The 6,468-nt window shown below is 70.8% G+C and carries 4 protein-coding genes, 1 tRNA gene, 1 other RNA gene and 2 pseudogenes; 4 read left to right on the top strand and 4 right to left on the bottom strand.

Annotated features, from left to right (window positions below; translation table 11 throughout):
- Positions 1–157, top strand: a 157-nt coding sequence (locus ACWD3E_RS38650) for a non-reducing end alpha-L-arabinofuranosidase family hydrolase (RefSeq protein WP_451392172.1), incomplete at its 5' end; no start/stop codon positions are given.
- 401 nt (positions 158–558) lie between these two features.
- Here the strand turns inward: ACWD3E_RS38650 and ACWD3E_RS38645 are convergent.
- From ACWD3E_RS38645 to ACWD3E_RS38635, 3 genes and pseudogenes are all read right to left on the bottom strand, one after another.
- The gene (locus ACWD3E_RS38645; protein ID WP_451392171.1) at positions 559–2,241 is read right to left on the bottom strand and encodes an RICIN domain-containing protein; all 1,683 of its coding nucleotides are present in this window, start codon (positions 2,239–2,241) and stop codon (positions 559–561) included.
- A 376-nt stretch (positions 2,242–2,617) separates the two neighbouring features.
- Positions 2,618–2,809 (bottom strand): annotated as a pseudogene (locus ACWD3E_RS38640) (ATP-binding protein); the annotation flags it as partial.
- Positions 2,772–3,146: a PAS domain-containing protein gene (locus ACWD3E_RS38635; RefSeq protein ID WP_451392170.1), complete on the bottom strand. Its 375-nt coding sequence runs from the start codon at positions 3,144–3,146 to the stop codon at positions 2,772–2,774. The gene ACWD3E_RS38635 and the pseudogene ACWD3E_RS38640, both read right to left, overlap by 38 nt.
- A gap of 174 nt (positions 3,147–3,320) precedes the next feature.
- Here ACWD3E_RS38635 and ACWD3E_RS38630 point away from each other — a divergent pair.
- Positions 3,321–3,693 (top strand): annotated as a pseudogene (locus ACWD3E_RS38630) (site-specific integrase); the annotation flags it as partial.
- A gap of 79 nt (positions 3,694–3,772) precedes the next feature.
- Here the strand turns inward: ACWD3E_RS38630 and ACWD3E_RS38625 are convergent.
- Positions 3,773–3,860: transfer RNA gene (locus tag ACWD3E_RS38625), tRNA-Ser, on the bottom strand.
- Between the two features lie 119 nt (positions 3,861–3,979).
- Between ACWD3E_RS38625 and ffs the strand changes: the two genes are divergently transcribed.
- Both ffs and ACWD3E_RS38615 read left to right on the top strand, forming a co-directional pair.
- Positions 3,980–4,078, top strand: an RNA gene (ffs, locus tag ACWD3E_RS38620) — signal recognition particle sRNA small type.
- A gap of 54 nt (positions 4,079–4,132) precedes the next feature.
- Positions 4,133–6,445 (top strand): DNA polymerase III subunit gamma and tau, encoded by a 2,313-nt coding sequence (locus tag ACWD3E_RS38615; protein WP_451392168.1) that lies wholly within the window; start codon positions 4,133–4,135, stop codon positions 6,443–6,445.
- The last annotated feature ends 23 nt before the right edge of the window (positions 6,446–6,468 follow it).

Here is a 6,468-nt window from a genome sequence, read left to right as displayed (position 1 = left end):
CATCAGCCACGGCGACCTGGTCCGCAACAACCCCGACCAGACCATGACCATCGACCCCTGCAACCTGCAGTTCCTCTACCAGGGCAAGTCCCCCACCGCGACCGGCCCCTACGACCGACTGCCGTGGCGGCCGGGTGTCCTCACCCTGCAGCGCTGACCCGCCTGATCCACGGTGATCGCGATCGGGTGCGGTGCACCGGCGCGTAGACGAGCGGTCTACGGCGTGGGCACCTCCACCCGCTGACCGATACTCACCGCCTCGAGGAACCCCAGCCGTGCGCCGGCTGGGGTTCCGATCGTTCGGGAACCAGGCGGAGGCCCGGCGAGGCCTGTCCGGCAGATGGGTGTGCTCCCGATCCTGCGCGGCGTGGGCGCCGACGTCCCGGATCGGCGTTCTGCCGGCACCTGTCAGCACCATCATCCCCTCCGCCAAGGCCGCCTCGGTCGACGCCCGCACCGACGGCGGCATGGCCGGCGCCGGCCGAGGAGTCCGCAGCCCGACGAAGATGACGAAAATGCGCCCCCATCGGGGAGATGGGGGCGCATTCGTGCCTTCGCCTACTTGAGCGCTGTGCCACCTGAGTTGTGGTAGGCGATGGTCTTGCTGATCAGGTTTCCGCCGTCGGTCTCGGCCGTTGTCTGTTCCTGCTGCCCTGGACCGAACAGCAGCCCGGCGACATGCGCGTTCGCCACCTGGTCCATGTGCGCGAAGAACCAGTCCACCTTGTCGTCCTTGTAATGGTTGAGGGTGTTGTTCTGCGCCATGTTGCCCACGGGGATCTGCCACAGGACCACCGGCTTGCCCACGGACTCGGCCATCGTCTTGTAGAACCTCAGCGAGTCAGCGGCCTTCTGGTCGGTCCAGAAGGTGTCACGGCCGCCGTGGGCCGGCTGTGCGTACCAGCCTGCGTCGCGGTCCGACACGTCGGTGACCAGGAAGTCGGCGTTCTGTGCCCCGAGGGTCGCGTAGTCCTTGACACATCCCTGGGTGTTGTTCTGCCAGTCCCAGCAGGTGAGGTGGAGGCCCACGGCGGTGTTCGGCGCGTACTTGTGCGCCATCGAGATCAGGCAGCGGGAGAGTCCGGCGGCGCTGTTCTCCTGGGATCCGCAATCCGTCGGATTCGCGGCCGAGACCTGCGCGGCAACCTTGTGCGGATCGCCGAGCGACCGGACGTAGCCCCAGAAGTCGGGTTCGAGGTCGATCATGTCGTGCGAGGTGCCGATCTTCTGGAGGAAGAAACGGTAGTCGTTCATGTACCGGGTGAGCAGGTCGAGCCGGTTGATGGCCACGACCTCGCCCGGACCGTCGCCCTGGCCTGCCGCATCCCCGAGGTCGCGCAACGAGTACCAGGTCCAGAGCATCTTCTGCGGGCGCGGGCTGCCCTTGTACGTCGCGTGGGCCGCCACGGTGTCCCGCCAGGTCACGTAAGTGCCGGGCGCCGTGGTGCTGCCGTTCCAGCAGCCCCACCAGCTCGACCACGCGGCCTGGCAGAGCGATGCCGAGTAGTAGGCCGACGAGGGCGCGGGCTGGCTGTGCACATAGGCGTACCGCACGTCGAACGGCGCGGCGGCCGCCGAGGCGTCAGACATCGAGCCGCCGATGAGCACCGTGCTACTGCCCATGAAACGTGTCGTCGAGCTGCCGCCACCAGCCTCGGGAGACGACGGCGACGACGGGGGCGAGCCGCTCGGAGTCTGGCTTGCGGGAACGCTGCCGCCCGGCACGGTGGGCGTACCGGCGCTGCCGACACTCCCGGCCGGGACGAGTTGCCACTGCTGATCGGCGCCGCCCCGGTCGCGGTTCTGGACGACGTCGCCCCCGTCGGCCTTGGCGGCGTTGTGGACATCGACGGCCATGCCGCTGAAGCGATTGACCAAACGCACGTAGCCGTCCGGCGACTTCGCCAGTTTGAACTGCTGGTTGGTGCCGTTCAGGTCTCGCCACTGCACGAGGGCGGAGCCGGCGGTCTTCGACCAGCCGAGGTCGTCCAGCACCTTGCCGGAGTTCCGGTTCTGCAGCCGGTAGTACCCGTCACCCGTGTCGATGAACCGCCACTGCTGGTTGGCACCGCCGTGACGGCTCCACTGCACCACCGCCGCGCCGTCGTTCGTGGCGAAGGCGCGGTCGTCCAGCACCTTGCCGCTGTTGCGGTTGACCAGCACGTACCACTTCTTCAGATCCAGGGTTTGCTGCGCCGAAGCCTGGCTGACCACGACAGCCGAGCCGGCCACGACAACCATGACGAGGCCCGCCCAGAAACCCCGACGCGCGAGCAACCGACGGCCACGATGCTTCGGGCGACCACCGCGGGCGCCGCCGTCGGCACGGTGGCCGCCGACGCGGGACGCCACCGATGACGTGGGTGGGCCGGGGACATGTCTGTGCTCTCGTTCCAGGGACATGCCTGTGCTCTCTTTCAGCCGTTGCATCTGACCGGACCACTTGGCCGGACAACGCTGAGTGGTCCGAGAGGCCGAAAAGGTTGCCGCGAAGAGCCACAGATTTTTTTGCCTTGACCGCTTCCCGTTCGCTGCGGAGAACGGCACGGCTGACGCCGGCGGTGGCGAACGCCTGATGGCTGCTCCCGGCCCTGCCGCTTACCGCGTACCACGCCCGCCACCGGACTTCCCCGCGGGTGTGACGGCTGCCCCACCGCTGGGAGAGCTGAGCGACGATGAGGAGGCCCCGGCCGCCTTCGTCGGAGAGGCGGGCGCGTCGCAGATGCGGGGCTGTGCTGCTGGCGTCGCTGACCTCGCAGATCAACGCCGAGTCACGGATGAGCCGCAGGTGGATCGGTGGGGAGCCGTACCCGTGAACTCGCCTGTGAGCGTCTGGCCGCCTGGCACCAGCAGGAAGCTGCCTTCACCGCGGAACTCGTGGTGAGCGAACCGGTCACCAATGCCATCAGCCAGACACGCCTGGCGGCATCGCCAGAGCCCATCCCGTGCAGCTCCGTCGTCACGGGTTCGCCGGTGGCCACCACCTGCCGCAGGGCCTCGGCGACACCCCGGGAATCCGCGAAGGTCCGGCCGGAGGCGGAGTGCCCCATGGGCCGGCCGAGCAGGTCGTGATCCCGCTTGCCCGTCTCGCGCGTCATAGCGGCGTTGATTTCGATCCGCACCCCGGTGCGGTCGTACAAAGCCATGGGCAGGGGGAGCTGGTCCAGGGCCCACTGCTTGAGCAGCGCGGTGTCCGGTGCACCGCCGTCGCCCGGCGAGGGCGCGTACGGCTTGAGGCGTGCCACCGTGAGGAACCAGTACGCCTCCCCGGCTGAGTCCACCAGTGGGTGGGCCTGGACAGTCAGTGCCAGACCGGTCGCCGTCACGGTGCCCTGCGGCCCAAGTACGCGCACGGCTGCGGTGCGGATCCGTGTGGCAGGAAGGCGGGCTACTGCCCCAAGCGGGCGCAGATCCGGCGCGAGCACAAGTCGACGAAGTCACGCGCGGGGCGGCGCACCATCGGGCTACCTGACCCGCTGACTCCACGACGCTCGCCACACCGCCGCGACCGTGCTCCTGCTCCTCGGTGTCCCGGACGTCGTGATCGACGCGATCATGGGCTGGGAGCCTGGGGGAGCGGCGCGGATGCGCGCCCGATACATGCATGTGACGGGAGTCATGCTCCGGAAAGTCGCTCAGCAAGTCGGAGACGCGCTCTGGGTGCTGCCCGGCATCGAAGAAAAATCCGACTGAGACGGAAACTGAGACGGACAACGTCGAAGGGCCCCACTGCGAACAGTGGGGCCCTTCGACAACGTGCCCGGTGAGGCACTGGCGGAGGATACGAGATTCGAACTCGTGAGGGGTTGCCCCCAACACGCTTTCCAAGCGTGCGCCCTAGGCCTCTAGGCGAATCCTCCGCCGGAAACATTACATGACCGAGGGGAGTGCTCGCGAACTCGTTCCCGCAGGCCCGGATCGGGTCCGGATCGGGTCCGCATCGCGTTACTGCCCGCGGGCCGCGATCGGGTACTGTGGGCGCAGCCCCTCACGTGGCGCTATCTGACTGAACTCCCCCAGGGCCGGAAGGCAGCAAGGGTAGGTCGGCTCTGGCGGGTGCGTGGGGGGCGCTTGCGTTTCCGGGGTCTGTGGCCGGGACCGGTTGTCAGTGGGCGCCTATAACCTCGTATGCGTGTCGTCTCTCGCGTTGTACCGCCGCTACCGCCCGGAGACCTTCGCGGAGGTCATCGGGCAGGAGCATGTCACCGACCCGCTGCAGCAGGCGCTGCGGAACAACCGGGTCAATCACGCGTACCTGTTCAGCGGGCCGCGCGGCTGCGGCAAGACGACCAGCGCACGGATCCTCGCCCGCTGCCTGAACTGTGAGCAAGGTCCCACTCCGACGCCATGCGGGGAGTGCCAGTCCTGCCAGGACCTGGCCAGGAACGGCCCGGGGTCCATCGACGTCATCGAGATCGACGCCGCCTCGCACGGCGGCGTGGACGACGCCCGTGAGCTGCGCGAGAAGGCCTTCTTCGGCCCCGCCTCCAGCCGGTACAAGATCTACATCATCGACGAGGCCCACATGGTCACGTCGGCCGGCTTCAACGCGCTGCTCAAGGTCGTCGAGGAGCCGCCGGAGCATCTGAAGTTCATCTTCGCCACCACCGAGCCCGAGAAGGTCATCGGGACGATCCGGTCGCGCACGCACCACTATCCGTTCCGGCTCGTGCCGCCCGGCACCCTCCGCGACTACCTCGCCGAGGTGTGCCGGCGGGAGAACATCCCCGTCGAAGAGGGCGTGCTCCCGCTCGTCGTGCGCGCCGGTGCCGGGTCCGTGCGTGACTCCATGTCCGTCATGGACCAGCTCCTCGCCGGTGCGCGAGAGGAGGGTGTGACATATGCCATGGCCACCTCCCTCCTCGGCTACACCGACGGGTCCTTGCTCGACTCCGTCGTCGAGGCCTTCGCCACCGGTGACGGCGCCGCCGCCTTCGAGGTCGTCGACCGTGTCATCGAGGGCGGCAACGACCCGCGGCGCTTCGTCGCCGACCTGCTGGAGCGGCTGCGCGACCTGGTGATCCTCGCCGCCGTTCCGGACGCCGTGGACAAGGGGCTCATCGACGCCCCCGCCGACGTCCTGGAGCGCATGCAGGCCCAGGCCGGCACCTTCGGCCCCGCCGAGCTGAGCCGCGCCGCCGACCTCGTCAACGCGGGCCTCACCGAGATGCGCGGCGCCACCTCGCCCCGCCTCCAGCTGGAACTCATCTGCGCCCGCGTGCTGCTCCCCGCCGCCTACGGCGACGAGCGCTCCGTCATGGCCCGCCTCGACCGCCTGGAGCGCGGCGTCAGCTTCTCCGCCGGTGCCGGCGCACCCGCCATGGAGTACGTCCCGGGACCTGGGGCCCATGGCGGCGGTGGGGATCCGGCCGGCGGTGGCGTGGCTGCCGGCGGCGGTCCCGCGGCAGCCCGCGCGGCCGTACGGGCTTCGGGTGCGCCGAGCGCCGGTGGTGGTCCGGGCGTCGGCCAGGGGGCAGGTGCCCCGGCGGCTACGACGCCCGCGCCCGCCCCGGCGACCCCTGCTCCGGCACCTGCTGCCCCGGCCCCGGCAGCACCCGCGCCTGCGGCGGCTCACGCCCCGGCCCCCTCTCCGGCGGCCCCCGCGGCCACCGAAGCTCCCCCCGCCCCGGCCCCGGGTGCCTGGCCCGCTGCCGCCCCGGCCGGCGGCGGGCGACGCCCCGGCGGCTGGCCCACGGCCGCCGCACCGGCCGGCCAGGGCCAGGGCCAGGGCCAGGGCCAGGGCCAGGGACAGGGACAAGGGCCAGGTCAGGCAGGCCCCGGCCAGCCGCAGCAGCGCGCCGCGGCCCCTGCCCCGGCCGCCCCCTCCACCCCGCCTCAGCCTCAGCCTCAGGCCCCGGCAGCCGCCCCCGCCGGTGGCCTCGACCCCCGCATGCTCTGGCCGAACATCCTGGAGGCCGTCAAGAACCGCCGCCGCTTCACCTGGATCCTGCTCAGCCAGAACGCCCAGGTGGCCGGTTTCGACGGCACCACCCTCCAGCTCGGGTTCGTCAACGCCGGTGCCCGCGACAACTTCGCGAGCAGCGGCAGCGAGGACGTGCTGCGACAGGCGCTGGCCGAGCAGTTCAGCGTGCAGTGGAAGATCGAGGCGGTCGTCGACCCGTCGGGCGGCGGCTCCGCGCCCATGCCGCCCGGCGGCTCCTCGGGCTACGGCGGTGCCACCGCCGGCGGTGGCTACGGCGCCCCCGCCGCTCCTCGCCCCGCCCCGCAGCCCACCCCGGCGCCCGCCGCACCCCAGGGCAGCGCCCCGGCACCGGCCACTCCCGCCCCGCAGCCCGCCCCTGCGCCCGAGCCGCCCCCCGTCGCCCCCGAGGACGACATCCCCGAGGACGACGACCCCGACCTGGACGAGTCGGCCCTGTCCGGCCACGAACTGATCGTGCGGGAGCTGGGCGCGACCGTGGTGGAGGAGCTCTCCAACGAGTAAGGAGGGAGCGGCTGCCCTCTTCC

The sequence above is a fragment of the Streptomyces sp. NPDC002676 genome (assembly GCF_053592455.1).
Note: the sequence above shows the minus strand (reverse complement) of the source record. Positions and strands in the feature narration are given on the sequence as shown.